20 protein-coding genes and 1 pseudogene are annotated in these 23,774 nt (G+C 64.5%); 10 read left to right on the top strand and 11 right to left on the bottom strand.

What is annotated here, in order from left to right; genetic code table 11:
• Positions 1–776 precede the first annotated feature (776 nt).
• The gene (locus QX041_RS29600) at positions 777–2,375 is read right to left on the bottom strand and encodes an L-aspartate oxidase (protein ID WP_315826957.1); all 1,599 of its coding nucleotides are present in this window, start codon (positions 2,373–2,375) and stop codon (positions 777–779) included.
• 358 nt (positions 2,376–2,733) lie between these two features.
• Here QX041_RS29600 and QX041_RS29605 point away from each other — a divergent pair, with 358 nt between their 5' ends.
• From QX041_RS29605 to QX041_RS29625, 5 genes are all read left to right on the top strand, one after another.
• A complete protein-coding gene (locus QX041_RS29605) occupies positions 2,734–3,981 on the top strand; it encodes an MFS transporter (RefSeq protein ID WP_315826956.1) in 1,248 nt (415 codons plus the stop codon).
• Positions 3,982–4,045: 64 nt separating this feature from the next.
• The gene (locus QX041_RS29610; RefSeq protein ID WP_315717226.1) at positions 4,046–5,032 is read left to right on the top strand and encodes an MDR family oxidoreductase; all 987 of its coding nucleotides are present in this window, start codon (positions 4,046–4,048) and stop codon (positions 5,030–5,032) included.
• 114 nt (positions 5,033–5,146) lie between these two features.
• Positions 5,147–5,815, top strand: a complete 669-nt coding sequence (locus QX041_RS29615; RefSeq protein ID WP_315826955.1) for a hypothetical protein — start codon at positions 5,147–5,149, stop codon at positions 5,813–5,815.
• 176 nt (positions 5,816–5,991) lie between these two features.
• Entirely contained in the window at positions 5,992–6,225 is a 234-nt protein-coding gene (locus tag QX041_RS29620) for a DUF6894 family protein (RefSeq protein WP_315717224.1), read from the top strand.
• Between the two features lie 658 nt (positions 6,226–6,883).
• Positions 6,884–8,572, top strand: a complete 1,689-nt coding sequence (locus QX041_RS29625) for a methyl-accepting chemotaxis protein (RefSeq protein ID WP_316167488.1) — start codon at positions 6,884–6,886, stop codon at positions 8,570–8,572.
• Between the two features lie 12 nt (positions 8,573–8,584).
• On the opposite strand, the gene QX041_RS29630 is transcribed toward QX041_RS29625, so the two are convergent.
• The 7 genes from QX041_RS29630 to QX041_RS29660 all read right to left on the bottom strand — a co-directional run bounded on the left by QX041_RS29630 (position 8,585) and on the right by QX041_RS29660 (position 14,662).
• Positions 8,585–11,266 carry a DUF2339 domain-containing protein gene (locus QX041_RS29630; RefSeq protein ID WP_316167490.1) on the bottom strand — a complete coding sequence of 894 codons (2,682 nt, stop codon included), beginning with the start codon at positions 11,264–11,266 and terminating at the stop codon, positions 8,585–8,587.
• A gap of 188 nt (positions 11,267–11,454) precedes the next feature.
• Positions 11,455–11,961: a protein tyrosine phosphatase gene (locus tag QX041_RS29635; RefSeq protein ID WP_315754022.1), complete on the bottom strand. Its 507-nt coding sequence runs from the start codon at positions 11,959–11,961 to the stop codon at positions 11,455–11,457.
• Between the two features lie 101 nt (positions 11,962–12,062).
• On the bottom strand, positions 12,063–12,287 hold the full coding sequence (locus tag QX041_RS29640; RefSeq protein WP_315717220.1) for a hypothetical protein: 225 nt from the start codon (positions 12,285–12,287) through the stop codon (positions 12,063–12,065).
• The gene (locus tag QX041_RS29645; protein WP_315717219.1) at positions 12,284–12,523 is read right to left on the bottom strand and encodes a hypothetical protein; all 240 of its coding nucleotides are present in this window, start codon (positions 12,521–12,523) and stop codon (positions 12,284–12,286) included. The genes QX041_RS29640 and QX041_RS29645 overlap by 4 nt, the downstream gene beginning before the upstream one ends.
• A gap of 1 nt (position 12,524) precedes the next feature.
• Positions 12,525–13,142: an HD family hydrolase gene (locus QX041_RS29650; protein WP_316167493.1), complete on the bottom strand. Its 618-nt coding sequence runs from the start codon at positions 13,140–13,142 to the stop codon at positions 12,525–12,527.
• Positions 13,139–13,768, bottom strand: a complete 630-nt coding sequence (locus QX041_RS29655) for a DNA-3-methyladenine glycosylase I (protein ID WP_316167495.1) — start codon at positions 13,766–13,768, stop codon at positions 13,139–13,141. The genes QX041_RS29650 and QX041_RS29655 overlap by 4 nt, the downstream gene beginning before the upstream one ends.
• 9 nt (positions 13,769–13,777) lie before the next feature.
• Positions 13,778–14,662: a folate-binding protein gene (locus QX041_RS29660; protein WP_316167497.1), complete on the bottom strand. Its 885-nt coding sequence runs from the start codon at positions 14,660–14,662 to the stop codon at positions 13,778–13,780.
• A gap of 198 nt (positions 14,663–14,860) precedes the next feature.
• On the opposite strand from QX041_RS29660, the gene QX041_RS29665 reads away from it, so the two are divergent.
• On the top strand, positions 14,861–16,195 hold the full coding sequence (locus QX041_RS29665; protein ID WP_316167543.1) for a dihydroorotase: 1,335 nt from the start codon (positions 14,861–14,863) through the stop codon (positions 16,193–16,195).
• Between the two features lie 133 nt (positions 16,196–16,328).
• Here QX041_RS29665 and QX041_RS29670 read toward each other — a convergent pair whose 3' ends face one another.
• Entirely contained in the window at positions 16,329–16,847 is a 519-nt protein-coding gene (locus QX041_RS29670) for a protein phosphatase CheZ (RefSeq protein ID WP_316167499.1), read from the bottom strand.
• 689 nt (positions 16,848–17,536) lie between these two features.
• Here QX041_RS29670 and QX041_RS29675 point away from each other — a divergent pair.
• Positions 17,537–18,028: a CBS domain-containing protein gene (locus QX041_RS29675; protein ID WP_316167500.1), complete on the top strand. Its 492-nt coding sequence runs from the start codon at positions 17,537–17,539 to the stop codon at positions 18,026–18,028.
• A 215-nt stretch (positions 18,029–18,243) separates the two neighbouring features.
• A pseudogene (locus tag QX041_RS29680) lies at positions 18,244–18,405 on the top strand (transporter); the annotation flags it as partial.
• 62 nt (positions 18,406–18,467) lie between these two features.
• On the opposite strand, the gene QX041_RS29685 reads toward QX041_RS29680, so the two are convergent.
• Together QX041_RS29685 and QX041_RS29690 are read right to left on the bottom strand one after the other, a co-directional pair.
• Positions 18,468–18,845, bottom strand: coding sequence for an Ig-like domain-containing protein (locus tag QX041_RS29685; RefSeq protein WP_315717213.1), 378 nt, complete (start codon positions 18,843–18,845; stop codon positions 18,468–18,470).
• 245 nt (positions 18,846–19,090) lie between these two features.
• Positions 19,091–20,350, bottom strand: coding sequence for an HlyD family secretion protein (locus QX041_RS29690; RefSeq protein ID WP_315754037.1), 1,260 nt, complete (start codon positions 20,348–20,350; stop codon positions 19,091–19,093).
• A 390-nt stretch (positions 20,351–20,740) separates the two neighbouring features.
• Here QX041_RS29690 and QX041_RS29700 point away from each other — a divergent pair, with 390 nt between their 5' ends.
• Together QX041_RS29700 and QX041_RS29705 are read left to right on the top strand one after the other, a co-directional pair.
• Positions 20,741–22,237 (top strand): DUF1254 domain-containing protein, encoded by a 1,497-nt coding sequence (locus tag QX041_RS29700; RefSeq protein WP_316167504.1) that lies wholly within the window; start codon positions 20,741–20,743, stop codon positions 22,235–22,237.
• 128 nt (positions 22,238–22,365) lie between these two features.
• Positions 22,366–23,718, top strand: coding sequence for an IS1182 family transposase (locus tag QX041_RS29705; protein WP_316167505.1), 1,353 nt, complete (start codon positions 22,366–22,368; stop codon positions 23,716–23,718).
• Positions 23,719–23,774 lie beyond the last annotated feature (56 nt).

The following is a 23,774-nucleotide window of genomic DNA, read 5'->3' on the forward strand; positions in this document are numbered from 1 at the left end:
GTTTGGCGCCTTTCTGCTCGGCGTCTCGGCTTCCAAACCGGCGGCGAGACCGATGACCGAATCTATGGCCATGCCAAGCGGTGAATCGGCGATCTGGCAGCCGTGAATTCCCATTTCCTCGTCAGCAGGACGGACAAAACGCGCGCTACTACTTGAGCACCGCTAAATTTCGACCATCTCTTTTTCTTATTTGTACAGGTTCCGCGGTTCTTTTGCCGAAATCATGGCGAACCTGTCCAGCCATTTAGTTGGTGCTGGTAAATGCCGTCGGCGCCGGGGCGCACGAGATAGTGCGGCGGCGTCTGGCCGAGAACGATCTGAAGCCATGGCGCAGGAGCATGTGGCGTATCCCCACAGATCGATGCGAATTAGTCGCGCGCGTAGAGGATGTGCTCGATCCGTGCGGCGAGTCGCAGCTGCATCGACGAAAGGCCTCGTCCAACTCATTGGCGAGGGCCGCTCAGATCGTGCGCGTGATGACTACGAGCACCAGCGCAACGGTACGGCCGATTTGTTCGTCCAGCGCCCGCGGATCAATGGATGCACGCGGCCGACACGGCACGCACTAATTACATCGTGCCTGCCCCCAAATACCGGCGAGGCAGCAAATAACAACGAGTCGTAATATCTGTATTGGACGACGATGGCTGCTTCGTCATGAGCACCGTCATTCCGGGACAAGGCCGCAGGCCCTGAACCCGGAATGACGGTGATCACGAATGACGGTGAAAACGCGACTGCCGAGCTCCGTCGTGACGCAGTCGGATCAGCTCTTGCTACGCGCTCAATGGCCGCGACTGCCGCGCCGTCGGCCGTGCCGCGAGCTCGTCGGCGATCTCGCGGGCAGCGGCCAATGTGGTCATCGTCCGCTGCGCGAAACTCGGATTCTCCGCGGGGCAGTCGGCGCGGCAATGCGCGCCGCGGCTCTCGCGCCGGCTCCAGGCCGCGGTGGCGATCAGCAGCGCGGCGCTCGCCATGTTGCGCAGCCTCGGGCTGCCGGCGTCGCGCTCCATCCTGGCAATCGCGGCGATGGCCTCGGCGAGCCTCTCCTCGTCGCGGATGACACCGAGCTGGCTCGTCATCATCTCGCGCAGCGACACCTGCGCTGCGCCCGCGCAGGATCCGGCCGGATCGGCGAATGCAACGTGCTGCAGGGTGGAGGACGCGGTCAACGTCCGGCCGGAGATGTCGTCGGCAATCCGCCGGGCGAACACCAGCGCCGCGAGCAGCGCGTTGCCGGCGATGTGGTTGGCGCCATCCGTTGCCGTCGCGGCGACTTCACCTGCCGCCCAGAGCCCCTCGATCGAGCTGCGGCCCTGCGCGTCGACCGCGATCCCGCCCATGTGGAAATGCGCCGCCGGCGCCACTGGAATCGGCTGGCGGGTCGGATCGAGCCCCGCGGCGACGCAGGCCCGGTGCAGCATCGGATAGCGCTCGGCGACGTCGTCATCGAGCACGTCGCGCGCATCGAGAAAGGCGCCGCGTCCAGCGATGATCTCGGCCATGACGCCGCGGGCCACCGTGTCGCGCGGGGCAAGATCGACCAGCGGATGGCGCGGCAGCATGAAACGCTGGCCGCGCCGGTTGATCAGGATCGCGCCGGCGCCGCGCAGACTCTCGCTCACAACCGGCGCCGGATCGTGACCGGCCATCATCGCGGTCGGATGAAACTGCACGAACTCCGGATCGGCAATCACCGCGCCAGCGCGCGCAGCGATGGCGAGGCCGATGCCGGTGGCGTGCGGCGGATTCGTGGTCGCCGCGAACAGCCGGCCGATGCCGCCGGTGGCCAGCACGATTGCCGGCGCGGCGATCAGCATCGGCGCGGCCGCGTCGTCATCGGTCGGCCGCAGTTGCAGGCCACGCACCGCGCCGTCTTCCGTCAGCAGCGCGTCGGCGACATGGCCCTCGATGATGCGGATCGAGGGCGTCGCGCGCACGGCTTGCGACAGCGCGGTGATGATCGCCTGTCCGGTGAAGTCCCCGCGAACGCTGAGAATCCGTCGCGCGGCGTGCGCAGCCGCACGAGACGTCGCGAGCCTGCCGCCGTGATCACGATCGAATGCCACGCCGAGACGGACCAGGTCCTCGATTGCAGCCGAGGCATCGCGCGCGAGCGCCAGCGCCGCCGTCGCGTCGACGAGGCCGCCACCCGCAGCGATCATGTCGGCGGCATGGGTATCGGGGCTGTCGCCGGATGACACCGCTGCCGCGATGTCGGCCTGCATCGTCGTGCCGAACGAGGCCTCACCCAATGAGGTCGCGGAGATCAACGTGACCGGCTGCGGGGCGAGCTTCAGCGCGCAGAACAGTCCGGCAACTCCGGCACCGACGATCACGACGTGGCCGGATGTCTCGATCTGATCGTGGTCCATGTGCTGTCCAAATTCCACATTCCGTGCGCATGTGTACCGCGGTACCTGTTAGTTCTTCTTCAGAGACTTCCTTCGCTGTTTATCGGTGTTTGGCGACAAATAGCGGCCGTTCTGAAGGTCGCTCCCGCACAGGATGAATCGTCGTTTGCGACTCGCGCATCAGGACGTTTTCGCGCGGGGACAAAGACGCATGAGCGAGTTCCGGTGCCGGAACTCGCTTCGGATGACACCTGCTCATGGCTGGCCCCCGCATCGAAATTTTTCATGACTGGGTTCCGCTTTTGAGCTTGGGAGTTCAATGCAAATGCATTAACCGGAGAGGCGCGGCGGACAGCGACCGCGGCATGGGAGGACACTGATGTCGGTACAGGCAGGCGATCTCGGTATGGTGTCCCGCAATCAGGGCTGGCGCACGCCGGTGGTCATCATCGTGTGCGGCTGCGCCATTGCGCTGCTGAGCTTCGGTCCGCGCTCCAGCCTCGGCTTCTTCGTGCAGCCGATGAGCCGTGAATTCGCCTGGGGACGCGACGTGTTCGCCCTCGCGGTGGCGGTGCAGAACCTGTTGTGGGGACTCGGTCAGCCGCTCGCCGGCGCGATCGCCGATCGTTTCGGCGTGATGCGCGTCATCTGTGTCGGCGCGCTGCTCTATGCCGGCGGCCTGCTGATGATGCGCTATTCCAGCTCGCCGCTGTCGCTGAACATCGGCGCCGGCGTGCTGGTCGGCTTCGGCCTGTCGGGCTGCTCGTTCAATCTCATCCTGTCGGCCTTCAGCAAGCTGCTGCCGCCGGAGCGCCGCGGCGTCGCGCTCGGCGCGGGCACCGCGGCCGGCTCGCTCGGCCAGTTCCTGTTCGCTCCGTTCGGCGTCGCGCTGATCGACCAGTTCGGCTGGCAGAGCGCGCTGATGGTGTTCGCAACGCTGATGCTGTTCATCGTGCCGCTGTCGCTCGCCGTGGCGACGCCGCCGGCAGCCGAGGCCAAGCCGTCGGAGGCCGAGCAGCAGTCGTTCACGACCGCGCTGATGGAGGCGTTCGGCCACCGCTCCTACGTGCTGCTGGTGCTCGGATTCTTCACCTGCGGCTTCCAGCTCGCTTTCATCACCGTGCACCTGCCGGCGTTCCTGGTCGATCGCGGCCTTTCGGCGCAGGTTGGCGGCTGGGTGATCGCGGCGATCGGCCTGTTCAACATCATCGGCTCGCTCAGTGTCGGCTGGCTGCAGAGCCGGCTGCCGAAGCGCTACATCCTGTCCTTCATCTATTTCACCCGTGCGCTGGCGACGCTCGCCTTCATCTCGTTCCCGGTCACGGCGGCTTCCGCGATCGCCTTCGGCGCGGTTTCCGGGCTCGCCTGGCTCTCCACGGTGCCGCCGACCTCGTCGCTGGTCGCGATCATGTTCGGCACCCGCTGGCTCGCCACGCTCTATGGCTTCGCCTTCGTCAGCCACCAGGTGGGTGGCTTCCTCGGCGTCTGGCTCGGCGGCCTCGTGTTCGAGCGCTATGGCTCATATACCCCGATCTGGTGGCTCTCCATCCTGTTCGGCGTGCTGTCGGCGCTGATCAACCTGCCGATCGTCGAGAAGCCGGTGGCGCGGGCCGTGCCCGCGACCTGAGTTGCGCCGCCGATCCGATCGGCTAAACATGGCGCGAGACGAAGAAAGCGCAGGGAGTGCGGCTGTGGGAACGTTCAAGGCGATCCGGATCGACAAGGCGGACAAGGGAACGACCGCGACGCTGACGCAGTTCGATGAAGCCGAACTGATGGACGGCGACGTCACCGTGAAGGTCGAGTGGTCGGCGCTGAATTACAAGGATGGGCTGGCGCTGACCGGCAAGGCGCCGGTGGTGCGCCGCTTCCCGATGATCGCGGGGATCGATTTCGCCGGCACGGTCGAGCAGTCCAGCCATCCCGACTGGAAGCCGGGAGATGCCGTGATCTGCACCGGCTGGGGCATGGGCGAGACCCATCTCGGCGCCTATGCCGAGAGGGCGCGGGTCAAGGGCGACTGGCTGGTCGGCCTGCCGCAGGGGCTGTCAGCCCGGGACGCGATGGCGATCGGCACCGCCGGCTTCACCGCGATGCTTGCGGTGCTCGCCCTGGAGAAGCACGGGCTGACGCCGGCGAGCGGGCCGGTGGTGGTGACGGGCGCGGCCGGCGGCGTCGGCTCGGTGGCGACGGCTGTGCTCGCCAAGCTCGGCTACCATGTGATCGCCTCGACCGGCCGCTTGGCCGAGGCTGACTATCTCAAGTCGCTCGGTGCCGCCGAGATCATCGACCGCAACGAGCTGTCCGGACCGGCCAAGCCGCTGGCGAAGGAGCGCTGGGCGGGCGGCATCGACAGCGTCGGCTCCAATACGCTCGCCAACCTGCTGGCGATGACCAAATATGGCGGCGCCATCGCCGCCTGCGGCCTCGCTGCGGGCATGGATTTGCCAACGTCGGTGGCGCCGTTCATTTTGCGCGGCGTGTGCCTCCTCGGAGTCGATTCGGTGATGTGCCCGCTGCCGGCGCGCAAGGCGGCTTGGCAGCGCCTCGCGACCGATCTGGATCGCGCAAAACTAGCTGAAATCACTCACGAAATCGCCTTGGACCAGGTGGCGTCGCTGGGGCCGCAGATCCTCGCCGGCCAGGTCCGCGGCCGTACGGTGGTAAGAATATCCTGAGGACGTTCAGACTTTTCAAACCATGCTGCTCCATTGTTGCCATGGTTGGTATGGTAAGCATGGGGTAAAGATACCGCCTTACCCGCTGCGTGGGGTTAAGTGGGAGTTTGATGCATGCTCGCGCGTATATTGCTGGGGACCGTGACTGCCGGTGCCGTGATTGCTCCTGCGATGGCGGGTTCGATGACAGCCGACGAGGCCCGCAAATTCGTCGCCGGAAAGGTGTTCGCCTTCACCTGCGTCGACGGCACCCGTGGCGCGGGCCGCATTCTCGACGACATGGGCGCCGCCGGTGCGGTGCAGTTCTCCGGCTCGGGGCCGGTGCGTCACATCCGCCTGCCGGGCAATACCCTGCAGATTCGCGGCCAGAATGTCTGCGCTGCCATCAAGGGCATGCCGTTCGAACCGTGCTTCAACCTCGACAAGAAGGACGATCGCAGCTTCCGCGGTTCGGTCTCCGGGCTCGGCGCCTTCGCCTATTGCGACTTCCAGCACCAGGGCGGAGCCACCATGCTGATGGCGCGCGCCGTGGCGCGGCCGCGCGCCGCACGCGCTGCTGGACCCGCGGCTGACGGCTCCCACACCGAAGTTGCGGCACGGGTCGAGACCCCGCGGGTGGAACGCAGCAAGGTGGAACCCTTGAAGGCAGATGCTGCGAAGGCCGCCAAGGCGGAAAGTTCCAAGACTGAGAACATGAAGGCCGAAAACGCGAAGACTGAAATTACCAAATCCGATAACGCGAAGTCGGATGCGGCGCCGGAGCTGCGTCGCTCGACCGATTAGTTGTTAGTTCACCGATCATTGAAAAACCGGTTCCCTATTATCATAGAGTAATATTTTAAGCTGACCGCACGTTAGTGGTCATTGCGCCGTAGTCGTACGGAATCTCAAATTCATGCCTCGGTAGCGACTCGTGTGCAGTTTGCAACCAGGGGGGTGGCCCACGAGAAAGGGTCGTTATGTCGCTTTATTTCTTCCGGATCAGCCAGGGCCGCTATTCTGGCGCGGCTGATCAGCCTTATGAGTTCGCCAACCGGGAAACCGCCTGGAACGAGCTGACGGCTGTCTGCTCCGACCTGATCGGCGGGATCTCGAGGTCGTTGCAGCAGGGGGCCGAGTGGCAGATGGAGCTGCTCGACGAAGCCAAGCAGCCGGTGTTCCGGATTCGCCTGGTGTCCGAAGCGGTCGGCTGAGGTCTAGCTGTCCGGGGGGATTGCGCCGCTGGCCGTCGGATTCGAGTCCGGTTTGCCGTGGCGGCAATCTTCTGCGCGCAGGCGCCTTTTGATGAAGTCTGCGTCCGCCTCGGGCACGTCAGTCGGGATTGATGGAGTTCGGCCTAGGCTCCGCGTCGTGCCCCGGCGCCGCCGATCTCCGTCACGCTCTCGTGCTCAGTCGCTTGTGATGCTGCCGGACGTCGGTCCTGGCCCGGCCACCTCATCTCCGGATTCATCCGCGCGGTGATCAGCGTCTTCCGGTTGCTGCCGCCTGCCGGCGCAGGTCGTGGCGGCAATCGTCCTTTGCCCCGTGCGCGCTCCAAAGGTCTTGCTTCGACGCGATCCTTTAGCGGTATCGGGAGACCAGGCTTATCGGCCGCCGGTTTCAGGGTACCGTGTCATCCCTGGGCGCCATCATTTTATGGGCATTGTCAGTAATCTTACGGTTCCAGCATTAACCTCTGATAAGCCTGTTTCGCGCCCAATGAGGTCGGCAGAGACGACATGCGGGTTCGGAATTTTCGGAGCCCTCTGATCCTCTGACCTCGACCGCGCAGCGCAGCGTAGACTTGGATCTTCGGGCCGTCTTTGGCGCTGGCAGAACGCGGCCGAACCACGCAGTCAGCTGGGGTCCTCCGTGTCAAAGATGTCCATCCGTACGAAGATCATATCGGTCATCGCCTTCATGCTCGTCACCATGTGCGGGCTCGGCGTGCTCGCCGTCACCAGCATGCAGTCGATCAATGCCAACACGGTCGACATCGCCACCAATTGGCTGCCGAGCGTGCGCGCGATCGGCGAGCTGCGCGCCGACATCAATCTGCTGCGCATCGCCTTGCGCGCGCATGTGATGTCGGAGACGGCCGAGGCCAAGCAGGGCGCGGAGAAGCGCGTCAACGGAATCCTCGAGACGATCAACAAGGACCGCAAGACCTACGAGCCGATGATCACCTCGGCCGAGGAACGGGCGATCTACAACAACTGGGTGCAGTCCTGGGAGAAGTACGTCGTCGCGGTCAAGCAGGTGATGGACGAATCCAACAAGAGCGTCGGAAAGATCCCGCGCGAAGCCACCGAAATGCTGGAAAAATCGGCCGCGGCGATCGCGCGCGACGCCGACAAGTATTTCATCCAGGACATCGAGTTCAACAACAAGGGTGCCGACAACGCGACGCGGCAGGCCGCGGAGAGCTTCACGCGTGCGATCTGGCTGGTGATGTCGATCATTGCCGCGGCCGTCATTGCCGGCGTCGCCGTCGGTTTCTATCTCGTGCAGAACGTCTCGTCCGGCATTGCGTCGATCATCAAGCCGATGCAGGAGCTCGCCAAGGGCGATCTCGGCGCGGAGGTGACGCATCGCGGCGAGCCGACCGAGATCGGCGCCATGGCCGATACGCTGCAGGTGTTCAAGGAGGCGCTGATCGCCAAGAAGGAGGCCGACGAGCTCGCGGCCCACGATGCCGAGGCCAAGATCGAACGCGGCCGGCGCGTCGACAACATCACCCGCCAGTTCGAGGCGACGATCGGCGAGATCGTGCAGACGGTGTCGTCGGCCTCGACCGAGCTCGAGCATTCCGCCGGCGCGCTGTCATCCACCGCGACGCGCTCGCAGGAGATCTCGACCGCGGTTGCGGCTGCTTCGGAGGAGGCTTCGACCAACGTACAGTCGGTCGCGTCCGCGACGGAGGAGCTATCGTCGTCGATCACCGAGATCAGCCGCCAGGTGCAGGAATCCGCCCGCATGGCCACCGAGGCCGTCGACCAGGCGCGCATGACCAATGATCGCGTGAGCGAGCTGAGCAAGGCGGCGGCGCGCATCGGCGACGTGGTCGAGCTGATCAACACGATCGCCGGCCAGACCAACCTGCTGGCGCTGAATGCGACCATCGAGGCGGCGCGCGCCGGCGAAGCCGGTCGCGGCTTCGCGGTCGTCGCCTCCGAGGTGAAGGCGCTGGCCGAGCAGACCGCCAAGGCGACCGACGAGATCGGCCAGCAGGTGTCCGGCATCCAGGCCGCGACGCAGGAATCGGTCGGCGCCATCCGGGCGATCTCCACGACCATCGAGCGGCTGTCGGAAATCTCGTCGGCGATCGCGGCGGCCGTGGAGGAGCAGGGCGCCGCCACGCAGGAGATCTCGCGCAACGTCCAGCAGGCATCGGAGGGCACGCAGCAGGTTTCCGTGAACGTCGTCGACGTGCAGCGCGGCGCGACCGAGACTGGTACGGCTTCCACGCACGTGCTGGCCGCGGCGCAGTCGCTGGCCTCGGACAGCGACCGGCTGAAGCGTGAGGTGGCGTCGTTCCTGGAGTCGGTGCGCGCGGCCTAATCCGACATGGCGCTACGCTGCCGGCTGAGCCGGCGGCGCCTGCTGCTGCCGTCGGAACAGCACCTTCTGGTACAGCCAGCCGATCGCGACCAGCACCAGCCCGAGCCCGATGAACGACAGCGCGCGCCACACGCCGGTCAGCGCCGACATGTCGATCAGGAAGGCCTTCAGGATCGTCAGCGCGATCACGATGGCGGACGCCAGACGGGCGCGTTGCGACTGCACGATGATTCCGATCCCGAGCAGCACCACGCCGAAGGCGAGCCAGGCGATCGAATAGGTGTACTGCTCGGCGGCGCTGGTCGGTCCTGCCGTCAGATCGGGGCCGTGATAGATCCGGCGGATCTCGAGGCTGACATAGGACAGCGCCAGGATCAGTGCGCCCGCGGCCAGCGTATTGCCATAGGCTGGCGGACGGTGGCCTGCGACCGCGTAGGACAACAGCAGCATCAGTACCGCCGGGAACGCATAGGCCAGGATCAGGATGTTGAGCAGGCCGCCCTTGATCGCGACGTCCGAGATCATCGGGTTTTCGAACAGCAGCAGGCCGAGCACGGTGGCGCCGCCGGCGAATCCGGTGAGGATCACGGCGCTGATGTTGTGCACGATGCTGCCGCTGCGCTCCCGCAGCCGCTCCAGCCCGATCGCCAGCGCCAGGGCCACGCAGACGTCGAGTCCCACTTCGGCGAGCGACGGCACCGCCAGCATGTCGCCGTCGTTGACGGCGTGGCGGATCTCCAGGAAGGCGAGCAGGGTCGTGAACAGGATCGCGGCGGCCTCCACCGCGCGCAGCGGCGCGTCGTCGCCATGGCGGCGCATCAGATAGCTCGCGCCCCAGAACGACGCCGCCGGCACGCCATAGCCCCACAGCAGCCAGTTGAAGATCGGCGTGGTGCCGACATCGGCGCCGACGATGCGCGGATCATGGCCGATGCGCAGCACCACGAGCCCGGCAAAGACGGCCGCGAGCGTGCGCAGGAACGGGATCGGCCGGCTCTCGAAGATCCAGGCGGTGCCGAGCGACATCAGCGCCAGCGCGATCGTCAGCCAGCCCTTCTCAAGCGCGAAGGTCAGGGCCAGCGCCAGCGCGGCCAGCGTGCCGGTCGCGAACAGCGCGATCGAGGCACTGAGGCCGGGACGTTCCTCGCGCCGCGTCAGCGCCTCGGTGGCGACGGCAAGGCCGGCGGCGAGCACGACGGCGAGGATCGCGAACGGGATCGAGCGGTCGAGATGGGCGATGCGCGCATAGAGCGCGACCAGCAGTGCCAGCGGCGTGAACACGCCGGCCGCCGACCACACCACCGGCACGACGGCGTTGTGCGCGCGCCCCTGCGCCAGGAAGCCGGCGCCGCCGAAGCCCAGCGCGAAGATCGCGGCCGTCACCAGATGCGACGTGACCGACGCGCCGAGCGGGTTCGGCCCCATCCCGGGCAGCGCGCCGCCGGGCAGCACCAGCAGGTCCGGATTGTCGCGCAGCGCCCATTCGGCGAACACGAGGAACACGGTCGCAGCGGCGGCGGCCACCGCGCCGACGGCGCTCGGCGCGCGCCAGGCGACCGCCAGCGTCGCCGCGACCAGCACCGTGAAGCCGATCAGCGCCAGGCCGTCATGGAAGCTCGCCAGCACGACCAGCATGGCGCCGAGCAGATAAACCGCCAGGCCGACGGATGAGATCGGCTCGACCTCGTCGTTCTCGGCGGCGGGTCCGAACATGAAGCCGCAGACCACGATCAGTGCGGCCAGCGCGAAACCAACCGCGACGTGGAAAACATGCGGCGCCACCGTCTCGACGCCCGCGTCGAGTCCGGGCAAGGTCCACAGGAACGACAGCCCGATCGTGGTCATCGCGAGCCAGCGCCACAGCCGCACGCGTGCCAGCGCGAACGCGGCGGCGGTGACGATGGCGAGGTAGATGTACAGCGCCCAGTAGTTCGGCTCGCCGGTCGACACCAGCACCGGCGTCGTGAACGCCGCGACGATGCCGAGCCCGGCGAGCGCCGGGCCGTGCAGCAGCGCAGCCGCCAGCGTGCCCAGCGCGACGATGCCGAGCAGCACGAAGGCGATCGCGGGCGGCAGGAAGTCGTACAGCGCGTAGGCCGCATAGATGGTGGCGAAGGCGACCGCCGTGCCGGCCGCGGTGAGCATCGCCGGAATGTTGGCGATCGGCAGCGCCGCGATCTGCGAGATGCTCTCCTTGCGCCGTGTCCATTCGCCGGCCGCGAGCAGCGCGGCGGCGAACAGCGCGCCGAGCGCGACGCGCACCTCGGGGCCGACGAGGCCGGCCTCGATCGAGTAGCGCACCATGAAGAAGCCGCCGAGCGCCAGGGTCAGCCCGCCGATCCACACCACCCAGCGGGTGCCGATGCGCTCCTCGAAGCCGGCCGCGGGCTGCGGCACGGGTGGCGGCGACGCGAGCGGCGGCTGTTCGGCCGCTGCATCGCTCGCCATCGCCGCCGGCTGCAGGGTAGCCTCGGTCACCTCCGGCAATGGGGGCGGCATTGGCGGGGCTTCAGCGGGCTCCTGAAGCGGGCTGAGCGGCGGCGCGACCACCGGCGCGGCCGCGATCGGGCGTGCCGCCTCGAGCTTGGCCAGCCGTGCCTGCACCTCGGCCAATCGGTCGGAGGTCCGGCGCGCGAAGGCGAGCGCCGCGAACGCCACCAGCAGGGCGATCCAATCCAGGGGCCAATCGAACATCACGCGGGAATCCTGAAATCGATGCCGCCGGGAGGCGTCACGGGTGGAGGGAAGCTGCGAGCCCTTGCGGACCCCGGCGAATCGGCCAACCGCTCCGGCGGGCCGCACGATGGCCGTCGTTCCCTCTGTGTCAAACCGTGGAACATAAGTTCAAAGCGCACCGGTACGCGGCTACGCAGCGCCGCAACTCAGTCCAGATCGATCCGGAATGGCGCGCTGTCGACCATCATGGCGCCGGGCCCGATCGCGTCCAGCGCGCGCACCATGCGCCCCTGGCGGCCCAGTGCCCTGTCGGCCAGGCTGACGATCAGCCGGTTCGGCGAGGCGATCGGCGAGGCCTGGCGGATCGCCCAGGCGATATCGAGCTCGTCGCGATTGGGGTTGAGCGCGCAGGCCGCGGCGAAGGCGCTCGCGGTGGAGCGGCTGATGCCGGCATAGCAGTGGATCACCAGCGGCGCCGCACGATCCCAGCCGCGCACGAACTGCAGCACCTGGGCGACGTGATCCTCGCTCGGCGCCATGAAGCCAGGAAGCTGCTCGGTGATGTCGTCGACCGAGACCCGCAGATGGTTCTCGGGGCGGATCGTCTCCGGTCGCCGCACCTGCTCGACATTGGCCATGATGGTCAGCACGTGGCTGGCGCCGGTCAGGCGCACGGTCTCGGGCAGGGCGGCGAGTGAGCAGACGTGGATCATGGCGAGCCTTTGAACGCCCGATTATACGAATGGGGGCACAAGGGCAAAAGCGCGTTTTGGATGTCAGCCGTCGGGCTGGCGCATGTGTGCGCCGACGGCCCTCAGCGCGTGTTCTTGAGCTGCCGCAACTCCTGGCGGACCAGATGGGCCTTGCCCTCGATCTCCGCGTTGAGCCGCTCGAGATGATCGAGCACCCGCTCACGGTTCTGGGGGGCGATCTCGACCGGTTTCTCGGACCAGGGACGGCGCACGAACAGGGCCACGATGGCGACGGCCAAGGCGGTCAGGAGCGGAAAGCTCAGGGCAACGAACTGGTGCGTGGTCATCGAAGACCTCCCAGGATCCACTGACCGAGCAAATGTATGAGCACTCCGGTGATAATGCAAACGACCCCCGACCCGTAGATCAGGCCCGCGGGGGTGCTGGGCGGCAGCACCCCATAGACGAACTGGGCAAGCGGCACGAACGTCCCGGCAGTGACGATCGCCGTCGCCAGCGTGTTGACCCAGTTGGCGGCCAGCTTCAGCCGTTCGTTGCGGCGCTCGTCCGGCGTCAGCGGCATCTCAGCACGCCCCCAGCACCGCGTTGAAGCGGGTCAGGAACTGCTTCTCGGCCTTGGCCGCGCTCCAGGGCGTCAGATAATCCGTCACGGTGACGTCCGGCAGGCCGGGGTCGCGACCGAACAGCTTCTTCGCCTCGCTTTCCGAGAAGCCGGCCAGCCGGGTCGCCTCCAGAAAGGCGGCGCCGCGGTCGGCCGCCTTGATCTGGCGCTCGATCTCCGGAGCAATCTCCGCCGGCAGCCCGAAGCGGATGTGGATCGCCCCGAGCAGCCGCTTCTCGACTGATTTGTAGCCGTCGCCGAGCACCGCCTTGAACGGCGAGATCATGTCGCCGATGACGTATTCCGGTGCATCGTGCAGCAGCGCGGCGAGCCGCAGCTTCGCATCGATGTTCGGCTTGCGCGCGCGCATCACCGTCTCGACCAGCAGCGTGTGCTGCGCGACCGAGAAGATGTGCGCGCCGGTGGTCTGGCCATTCCAGCGCGCGACACGCGCGAGCCCATGGGCGATGTCGGCGATCTCGACATCGAGCGGCGAGGGATCGATGAGGTTGAGCCGCCGGCCGGACAGCATGCGCTGCCAGACGCGGTCGTGCCCGCTCGGGGCCTTGTCAGTCGTCATTTGGGAGGCTTGAGGCGCGGGGCGCGGCGCTTGCCGCTGCAGGTCTCGTGGCAGAAGCAGGTGACGAGATGGTCGTTGACCATACCGGTCGCCTGCATGAAGGCGTAGACGATCGTGGGACCGACGAACTTGAAGCCGCGGGAGGCCAGCTCTTTCGAGATCTTGATCGACAGCGGCGTCGAGGCCGGCACGCTCGCGGTGGTCTTGAACTGGTTGACCTTGGGCGCGCCGTCCATGAAGTCCCACAGCAGCTTGGAGAAGCCGGGACCCTTGTCCTTGATGTCGAGCCAGGATTTCGCGCTGAGAATCGTCCCTTCGATCTTGGCGCGGTTGCGCACGATGCCGGCATCGTTCATCAGCGCGTGGATCTTCTTGTCGCCGTAGCGCGCGATCTTCTCCGGCTGGAAATCATCGAAGGCGCGGCGGAAATTGTCACGCTTGCGCAGGATCGTGATCCACGACAGCCCGGCCTGGAAGCCGTCGAGGATCAGCTTCTCGAACAGCGCGCGGTCGTCATATTCCGGCACGCCCCACTCGGTGTCGTGATAGGCGACATAGAGCGGATCGCTGCCCGGCCAGGGGCAGCGCGTCAGGCCATCGGGATGGACGACAGCAGCGCGACCCATGAGACCGGCTCAGGCGACCGTCTGCTTCGGCGCGCCCTGCAGCGCGTCGGGATCAGCGATGCGCAGAACGAGGCCGCCGGCGGTGAGCGGCGTTCCCGCCTCCAACGCCTCCGCGGCGCGGTCGATGCGCAGCAGCGCCATGCCCTTCTGCGCGGCGGCCGAGCCCATGGTGCCGACCGACTTGTCGCCGGCCAGAATCGGCGTGCCCGGCTCGGGACTCGGCCCGTCGAGCAGCACCTTCGCCGCGCGCGTGCGCGTGGTGCCGCGATGATGCATGCGGCTCACGACCTCCTGGCCGACATAGCAGCCCTTGCCGACGTCGACGCCGTGCAGCCGGTCCATGTTGGTCTCGTGCGGGAAGGCGTCGCCATACATGAAGTCGAGCCCGCCGCGCGGCACGCTGCAGTCGATACGATGCGCCTCATAGGCGTCGGAATCGACGATCTCGGCGCCGAGCCGTGCGGCGATCTCCGCCAGCGCCTCCTGCGGCGCAATGACGCGCGCGCCGAGGCGCTCATGACGCGGATCGGCGAAGCTCGGCTCCGGCGTGGCGCCGATGGCGCCATCCCAGACCGCGATCACGCCGAGCTCTCCGGAGCGATTGCTGACCGCGACCTTGGCCCTGAGCTTGTAGAGGTTGAGCTTGTCGGTGAGCGCCTGCGCCAGCGCGCGCGGACAGTCGAGCAGGAAGCGCTCGCCGGCGTCCGTCGCCGGCACTTGCGCCACCAGGAAATCAACGATGATCTTGCCTTGCGGCGTCAGCAGCGCGCCGAACCGGGCCTCGCCAGGCGTGAGCTTGGTGACGTCGGTGGTGAAGAGACCGTTGAGGAACTTGCGTGCATCGTCGCCGCTGACCTGGACCACGCCCCGGTCGTCGAGAAACGTCGCCTTCATTCGAAAAACCTCTTGCGACAGGCCGCACTGAAACGTAAGCCGCCCTGGCATAAACCACAAGGCTGAAACGCCGCCGCGCGGTGGCTTCATTCTAAAGATCGGGACTCGCGTGCCACCGGAGGCCAGCAAATGGGCAGGCGCGCAGCATGATCGATCTGTCTTGGGGCGGTCAGGAGAATGAAATCCTATGAGGGCTTCATGAGCGCGCGCTTCGACGTCATTCTGAAATCCGGCACCGTGGTCAATCAGGACGGCGAGGGCGTCCGCGACATCGGCATTTCAGGCGGACGCATTGTCGAGATCGGCGATCTCGGCACAACCTCGGCCGCCGAGATCATCGACTGCAAGGGCCTGCACGTGCTGCCCGGCGTGATCGACACCCAGGTGCATTTCCGCGAGCCTGGTCTCACTCACAAGGAGGACCTCGAAACCGGCTCGCGCAGCGCCGTGATGGGCGGCGTCACCGCCGTGTTCGAGATGCCCAACACCAATCCGCTGACGGTGACCGAGGAGGCGTTCACCGCCAAGGTCGCTGCCGCTCGCCATCGCATGCATTGCGATTTCGCCTTCTTCATCGGCGGCACCCGCGAGAATGTCGAGCAGCTCCCGGTGCTGGAGCGCGCCGAGGGCTGCGCCGGCGTCAAGGTGTTCGTCGGCTCGTCCACCGGCTCGCTGCTGGTCGAGGACGACGACAGCCTGCGCCGCATCTTCCAGGTGATCCGCCGCCGTGCCGCGTTCCACGCCGAGGACGAGTACCGCCTCAACGAGCGCAAGGACCTGCGCGTCGAGAACGATCCGCGCTCACACCCGGTGTGGCGCGACGAGGAGGCGGCGTTGCGCGCCACGCAACGTCTCGTCACCCTCGCGCACGAGACCGGCAAGCGCATCCACGTGCTGCACATCTCCACCAAGGAGGAGATCGTGTATCTGCGCGACCACAAGGACGTCGCCACCGTCGAGGCGACGCCACATCATCTCACCTTGGCGGCGCCGGAGTGCTACGAGCGGCTCGGCACCTACGCGCAGATGAATCCGCCGGTGCGATCAGTCGATCATCGCGACGTCATCTGGTGGGGCGTCCACCAGGGCATCGTCGACATCTTAGGCTCCGACCACGCGCCGCACACCGCGGAGGAAAAGTCCAAGACCTATCCGGCCTCGCCCTCCGGCATGACCGGCGTGCAGACGCTGGTGCCGATCATGCTCGACCACGTCAATGCCGGCCGGCTGTCGCTGCAACGTTTCGTCGACCTCACCAGCGCTGGCCCCGCCCGCATCTACAACATCGCCCGCAAGGGCCGCATCGCCGCCGGCTACGACGCCGACCTCACCATCGTGGACCTCAAGCGCAGCGAGACCATCACCAACGAATGGGTCGCCTCGAAAGCCGGCTGGACGCCCTATGATGGCCTGCGCGTCACCGGCTGGCCGGTCGGCACGTTCGTCCGCGGCCAGCGCGTGATGTGGCAGGGCGAGCTGCTGACGCCAGCGACCGGCGAGCCGGTGCGGTTCATGGAGACGCTGCGGCCGTAACGGCGCTGCGCGTGAGTTTGCTCCGTCATTGCGAGCGCAGCGACGCAATCCAGAGTCCTTAGCGCGGCCCTGGATTGCTTCGTCGCCCTGCTCCTCGCAATGACGCGGAGCGGGCATCACACCTCGCCGTCGTTCACGCGAACAGCTTGTCGATGTCGTCCTGGGAAATCGCCACGCCCGGCCGCTTCGGGCCCTCCATCAAGTCCGGGGCGCTTGGGGCAGCAAGCTCGGTGGCCAGCCGCGCCAGCTCCTCTTTTCCCCAGATGCGGACGAGCTTGTTGATGTGGTCCTCCATGAACTGCAGCGACTTGACCACGCGCGTGATCCGCTGCCCTGTGAGGTCCTGAAACGCGCACGCCTCGAACACCTTGTTCGTGCTGTCGACGATCTCGTCGCAGACCGCTGCGGCCGTCGGGTCTTTGACTTTCTGCAACTTCGCGACGCTGGCGCCGATCGCCTCCATGCTTTCGAGGATCGCGTTCCCGGCCGTCTCCGTATTCTCGACGATCGCGTCGAGCGTGTCGGTCATCGTCGCGAAACTGCCCTTGCCGTCGCCTTGAAGAGCGGCGAGTTCGCGCCGCATGCTGCTGATCTGGCCGAACATCTCGACCAGGTACGTCTTCAGCAATCTCTCTTCTTCCGGCGCAATCATCAGAAATCCCCGAATTTTCCTTAACGTTTCCTTACCAATTCTTCACGCGGCAGTTGCAAACCCCGGCCTGCGCTTCTGTGAAGGCATTTCGGATTTCGCTTCGGCGGTGACCGGCTCGCGACGCGGCTATCGAGATTTCACGTCAGCTCGAAACGGTACTGTGGTCAGGTAGGTGAAGATCAGCGACCTATTTTTGCCCGTTTTCGTTAAGGGCGCATGTTCATTCACGTCAAAGCCTTCAAATTGCTTCGTGAAGAGTTTCCGAGCGACATGGCTGCCGGGGGAGGCCATTGGGCAGAGCTCGGTCTGCTGTCGGTTTCCGCGACGCGGGGACAGCGCTTGGCGCCTGGATGAGCGCGCGGGCGTCACGACAGGAGGCAGGCGGCGCGCGGCCGGCCAAAATGAATGCGAATGTCCGCTGCCAGGGACGACGCGGACGTGGGGGAGAAATTCCGGTACGCCGCCTCTTGACCCAGAGATCTCTACCTGACCGCGATCAGTCGATCGACTTGCGTTTTGCCGAGCAACATTCTTGCCGGCACCCGATGGTTCCGCTCTCGGGGACGACCTGACGTCTGCAATCCCAGGAATCGATGGGCCGCCTGTGACCCCGATCATCGTTCGGTTCACGGCCAGGCGCACGGCATCGGCGCGGCGCTGACGCAGCCGGATATTTCGACTATCCTGCCATGTGGACCATCAAGGCGGGGCAGGATGGGGTCCAGGAGGGGACATCGATGAGCACAGTAAGAAGCGCGCTGGCGCAGAAGAGTGGCGCCGTGATCCATGTTCGTTCCGACGACATGGTCGTCGAAGCCTTGCGCCAGATGCGCGAGAACCGGGTCCGGTCGGTGCTCGTCATCGACGACGGCGCGCTGGTCGGCATCGTGACGCAGGGGGACTGCGCCATCAAAGTGCTGCTGCCCGGGCTCGACGCCAAGCAGACGCCGGTGGGCCAGGTGATGACGGGCAACCCGGTGACGGTCAAGCCGGACCACCGGCTGGACAGTTGCATGGCCATGATGTCTCAGCGTGGTTTTCGCCATCTGCCGGTGCTGGACGCGGGCAAGGTCGTGGGCGTGATCTCGATCGGAGACGTCGTCAAGAACATCATCCGGGATCTGGAGCACAACGTCGACGACCTGATGGGCTACATCATGAAGGACGGCCCCGGGGGCTGACGGACGAACGTGGTGCCGTCGCCCTCCGCCTATGTCTGCTTTTGTGAAGGGTTTCGGATGCCGGCCGCATGATTGACGGCGCGGCATATTCGGGCGGCCGGCGTCCGAAAGCCTCCAAGGGAGGAAACCGCGCTTGGTGGGCAGGACTGGTACGGCAGGCTCTATGGGGATTTGATGGACGGCAGGTGCGGCAGCACGTCTGCGAGGCTACCGCTACGCAGTACCAGAGCGGCATCGACTTCCATTTCGACTGGGGCGTATCGCAATTCCTGTCGAAGCAGGTCTTTGTCGGCTTCGTCGGCTACGCCTACCAGCAGACTACCGATGATTTCAGTCAGCCCGCCGTGCTCGGCGGTTTCCGTTCGCGCGTGCTCGGCTAAACAAAAGCGGCCCACTCCGGTTGGAAGTGGGCCTTTGTCTATCGGCGAAAAAGGAAGTCCTATTGAACCGTCGCGTTCATGGTGATCACCGACGTTCCGGAGGCAGTCGGTCCCTTGCCAGTTGCCGTCACGGCGAAGCTGTCGGGGCCCTTGTAGCCTGCTTTCGCCGTGTACTGGAATGTCGAAATATTTAGCTTCTTCAGGGTGCCGTGAGCCGGCTTCTGTGAAATGCTCGAGCTTTTCATCACGCCCGCTATCCGAATTGGAAACAGGCAGCTTCCACCAGAAGCGACGTTGAAGTAGCCGGTCGAATTGATACCCCAGTCCGATAAGCTTCCGGAAGCTGGACACTCCGAAGCTGCGCGCGCTGGCGAGAGCGACGCCGAGATGGGCGCGGCGGCAACGAGGGCTAAAAGAACTGCTGTCGAACATCGCATGAAAGCCTCCCTTGTTTTTGAGTAACAATAGGATCGCGCTCCCAGCGTTTCCAATATTGACCAGGATCAACATACACCGCCGACTTGGCTGAAATGCGTGCCAAGGTGTGACCCTTGGCGAAAATTCGCAACTCCTGTGGCACCCAAGACTGCTCAGACAGCTATATGTCTGCTCCAAAGCGGTCATTAGACCGGAGACTTGATTCCTCGCCGGAGCCGTCGGTGTATTTGAGCTACGCAGAGTCTCACAAGTATGCGAGGTACGAACTTATCCAGACGAGAATCGACGTGATCATTCCGATTGGGCCGGCGTTTGCGGCGATGGCCCATGCGCTGCCGGGCATCCCGAGGCGCAGCCGCGTCTTGTCAAAATTATCCGGCAACGAGATCGTCGCCGGGTAGCCCTGAGCGCCACCGATCGAACCGACGCGTGCTAATTGGCCGGAAACCGCGATCTGGCCCTGACCGATGCCGCGAGGGATTTCGAGTATTCGCGCCCCGAATATCTCGCCGGGATTATCGTCGAAGACCAGCTTTACGGTTGCTCCGGGCTTCACTGTTTGGAAGGCGTTCGGCTTGAACGTCGCGAGAATGGTGATGTCGTTGGTGAGGATGAATGACATCTCGGAACGCGTCTGCAATGCCCGAGCGCCAACCGCCAGTGCCAGACTGCTGACGTAGCCGTCGCCCGTTGCCCGAATGGTGGTCTGATCCAGCTCCCACCGGGCGTTTTCGAGCTGAGCCTGGAGTTGTGCAACGTTGGTATTCTCGCCTCCGATCTCGGATTCCATTGCGAGCCGGGCGTTCTCTACTGCGGCTTCCGCTGCGAGCAATTGGTATTGCACGGTGTCGTACTGCACCTGCGTGTCCTGCAGACGAAACTCAGCCTGAGAGCCGGTTGCGACGAGCTTCCGAATGTCGGCCAACCTTTGGGTCTGGTAGACGAGCTGTTGCTTCAAGGCATCGGCGTTCGCCTTGGCTTGATCATAGCTGGCCTTGAGTTGTTTGACTTGCTGCTGCGCCTGAGCGAGCGAGGCCTCCAATTGGCTGACCTTGTATTTGTAAGGTGCCGGATCGATCTGGAACAAGATGGCGCCGGCCTTCACCGGGGCGTTGACTTGGACGGGGATGCTTACGACCTGGCCCGAGACGTTGGGTGTGACCTCGACCACCCTAGAGATCACGACAAAGCGGCCGGCGGGCGTGAGCGAGTTGAACAGGCCAAGGAAGACCATCAAGATGAAAGCGCCGATGACAACGGTGATGGTGCCGGCCCCCCATCCCCATTTCACAAGCTTCAGCTTCGAGAACAGGAGCCAGACCATGACGATGTAGAGTACCATCACGAGGACCATGGCGCTTCGCTCCTTCGTATGCCGCGAGACAGCCGAAAATTGAGCCGGCCGCATTACGGCGGTTTGCCAAGGACGATTCGGCTTCTCGCAAACGGCATCTGCAACATTCTCATCCAAATTATTCTGAGTTGGCCTGTTGATCTGGATCAACGCGAAGATCGATTCTAATGAAACTATTCGTCTTTGGCGGAGGAGGCGAAAATGAAGCTGTCAATCGCAATAGCGACTACGCTGCTGATAACCGGGTTCGTAGCCGCGAGCACTAAGAAAGCCAGCGCTGTGGTGTACTGCACATACGTTGGCTATCCAGCCAATTGCGTCGTACGGCCGGGCGTAGTTCTGAGGCCGCGACCCGTTGCACGACAGGCGGTGGTGGGTGCTGGGACGGTAAATCGCGGTGGCCCGGTCAATCGCGCTGGCAGACGTTGATTGGTCATTCTGCGAGCTGCGAGATTTGTAGCCCTGCACGAAGTCCCGATAATCATGGGATTCACGAAGAGATGCTTTATGAATTCAACATCTGACAGGAAGGGCCGTATCATGAAATTAGCGGCATCAGTAGTTTCTGCGTTGTCTCTTGTGGCGCTCTCGGCAATTCCGCTCAACGCTCAGCAATACAAAATGCAAACGCCGATACCGCCGGGCGTTGCAATCCCGGACAAGGTAGAGACCCGCCTTGGGACGCTGAACTTCTTCGACGGCTTTCCCGACGATGCGACCGTTGAAAGGCTCTACGACAATCTGGACTTCCAACACGCCGTCCAAGCTTACCTGTTGGCCTTAGCTCCAGTGAACCAATTGGCAAATCGGAAGGGAATGGCGGAGCTGGGTCCATTCAATCTGACGGTGCCGATCTTCGAGGATAGGATGGACTCGAAGTCGCTTTTTCTCACGCCGAACAACAACACGCCGTACACTTGGTTTTGGCTCGACCTGCGTGACGGGCCTCTGGTGCTCGAAGTGCCACCCAATGTGCTCGGCCTCATCAACGACATGTGGTATAATTTTGTCACTGATGTTGGACTCGTCGGTCCGGACAAGGGTCAGGGCGGCAAGTACCTGATCTTGCCGCCCGGCTACAACGGCGAGGTGCCGACCGGCTACTTTGTCGTGAAGCCGGCGACGTTCAGCGTCTGGGTTCCGTGGCGCTCGTTCTTGGTCAACGGCGATCCGAAGCCCGGCGTCGACGCGGTCGAAGAGCACACGAAAATCTATCACCTGAAAGATGCTGCGAATCCCCCGAAACTCAATTTCGTGCATGTTTCCGGCAAAGCATTTAGCACGCTGGCTCCGGGAGATTATCCCTTCTGGGAGTATCTGAATCAGGTTGTGCAGGAGGAGCCGACCGATACAGTCGACCCGGTCACACTCGGCCTCTACGCATCGGTCGGCATCCGCAAGGGTAAGCCCTTCGCGCCCGATGCACGGATGAAAAAAATTCTGACCGAAGCCGCCTTGGTAGGTGACGCCACCGCGCGTGCAATCAATGGCCGGTTGCGGATCAAGGAGAGCTACTATTATCCCAACAGCGCATGGCGCACGGGTTTCTTCGGCGGCTACAAGTTCGAGGAAAACGGCGCGCGCATCCTCGATGCCTACTCGGCATTCTTCTTCTACGCGACCGGCGTGACACCGGCGATGGATTCCAAGTCGGTTGGCGAGGGATCGCAATATATGGCCGCGTTCGTTGATAGCCAAAACAAGCCACTCGATGGCGGAAAAAACTACAAGCTGCACCTGCCACCAAATATCCCGGTCAAGCAATTTTGGTCGGTCATCCTCTACGACAATCAGACCCGCTCCATGCTGCAGACCGACCAGCGTTGGCCAGCCGCAACCAGCCAGAACCCGAAACTCTTGCCGAACGCGGACGGGTCAGTGGACATCTATTTCGGGCCCAAGGCGCCGGCTGGGAAGGAGAACAACTGGGTGCAGACCATCCCCGGCAAAGGATGGAACACGCTCCTGCGCCTCTACGGCCCGCTTCAGCCGTGGTTCGACAAAACTTGGCGTCCCGGCGAGATTGAGCCGATATAGCAAGAAGGAGGTCCGAGCTTCGACTCGCCTCTTCATTTCCGCTCCTGGCCGATTTCGTTGAAAAAGTCAGCAGTTGCGACGCAGAGATATCGGTGAGTCAGTCTGTCTAGTGGGCAGGACTGAAGGTCATGATGGGGCATCGGCAAGTCGAACAGGCTGCGTTGTTCTATGAGTTCTCGCTGGAAAGGCACATCCCAGCCGACCACCTCGTGCGGTCGATCGATAGGTTCGTCGACCTTGAGGACTTACGGCGGGAGCTGGCGCCGTTCTACAGCAACATCGGGCGGCCCTCGATCGATCCGGAGCTGATGATCAGGATGCTCTTGATCGGCTATTGCTTCGGCATCCGATCGGAACGGCGCCTCTGCGATGAAGTCCATCTCAATCTGGCATACCGCTGGTTTTGCCGGCTGGGTCTAGATGGAGGCGTCCCCGATCACTCGACGTTCTCGAAGAACAGGCACGGCCGCTTCCGTGAGAGCGATCTCTTCCGTCGCGTGTTCGAGACCGTCTTGCGCCGCTGCATCCGGGAGCGCCTGATCGGCGGCGAAGGGTTCGCAGTCGACGCGAGCCTGATCAAGGCGGATGCCAATCGGCAGAAGGGAATCGAAGGCGATAAGAGGCTTCCGCCGGAGGCTGCGGGTCGAGCGATCGACGAGTATCTTGCCGTTCTTGATGATGCCGCGTTCGGTGCCGCGACGGAGGTCACGCCCAAGTTTGTATCGCCCTCCGACCCGGCGGCGCGCTGGACGGGAGCGCACGGCGGCCAAGCCTTCTTCGCCTACTCGACGAACTATCTGGTCGACGTCGAGAATGCGATCATCGTCGATGTCGAAGCGACCACGGCGATCCGCCAGGCAGAAGTATTGGCCGCCAAGCGCATGATTGAGCGTTCAATCGAAAGGTTCGATCTTTATCCAAGCCGGCTTCTCGGCGACAGCGCCTATGGCTCCGCTGAGATGCTCGGGTGGCTGGTCTACGAGCACGGGATCGAGCCGCACGTGACCGTCTTCGACAAGTCGGCCCGCACCGACGGGACCTTCTCGCGTGAGGCCTTCACCTACGACCATACCAGGGACGTCTATCGCTGCCCCGCTGGCAACCCCCTCACCACTACAGGGACGCTGGTGAACAACGACACGACGGTCCTCTACCGTGCGAGCAAGCGCGATTGTCAAGCATGCTCTCTAAGAAGCAGGTGTTGCCCCAACACCCCGGCTCGAAAAGTGCCGCGCTCGATCTACGAGGGCGCTCGCGACATGGCACGCGAGATCGCAAGCTCATGGGAAGGCCGCACTTCACGCCGGCTCCGCAAGAAGATTGAGATGCTGTTCGCGCATCTCAAGCGCATCCTCAAGCTAGATCGGCTGCGACTAAGAGGGCCGAACGGCGCACGCGACGAGTTCACCCTCGCTGCAGCCGCTCAGAACCTTCGTAAGATGGCCAAGCTGATCCCGATGCCCGCGCTGACGCCCGCGTGAACCACACCGCGCCAATTCGTCCTCGAAACAGATGGCGTTCACGACGAAACTACTGC

It is taken from the genome of Bradyrhizobium sp. SZCCHNRI2009, from assembly GCF_032485115.1.
Classification (GTDB): domain Bacteria; phylum Pseudomonadota; class Alphaproteobacteria; order Rhizobiales; family Xanthobacteraceae; genus Bradyrhizobium.